Origin of the sequence: Holzapfeliella floricola DSM 23037 = JCM 16512, from assembly GCF_001436605.1 — a bacterium.
Lineage (GTDB): Bacteria > Bacillota > Bacilli > Lactobacillales > Lactobacillaceae > Holzapfeliella > Holzapfeliella floricola.
On sequence record NZ_AYZL01000007.1, the window covers coordinates 1 to 489 of the forward strand.

Genomic DNA, 489 nt, shown 5'->3' on the forward strand with positions numbered 1-489 from the left:
ATGACTTGAATAGTAAAGAAACTGATATTAATAAAGTCCGTGAAAAAATCGGCATGGTGTTCCAACACTTTAACTTATTCAACAATTTTAACGTCTTAGATAACTTGACATTAGCTCCAAGAGAGTTAGGGTTAATGAGTCAAGAAGAAGCTGAAAAGAAAGCGCATCAATACCTCAAACGTGTTGGGTTAAGCGACAAGGCTAATATGAAAGTTGATTCTTTATCAGGTGGACAAAAGCAACGTGTGGCGATTGCGCGTTCACTTGTGATGAATCCAGATATCATGCTTTTTGATGAACCAACTAGTGCGTTAGATCCTGAAATGGTAGGAGATGTTTTGGGTGTAATGAAAGATGTCGCAAAAGAAGGAATGACCATGCTTGTAGTTACTCATGAGATGGGATTTGCTAAAGAAGTGGCAGATCACGTGTTATTCTTTGATCAAGGACACATTATTGAACAGGGCACACCTGAACAAATCTTTGATC

The 489-nt window shown here is 38.2% G+C and carries 1 protein-coding gene; it reads left to right on the forward strand.

What is annotated here, in order from left to right; translation table 11 throughout:
* Positions 1-489 (forward strand): amino acid ABC transporter ATP-binding protein (locus tag FC86_RS01160; protein ID WP_056974204.1); only part of this gene is annotated, 489 nt, incomplete at both ends.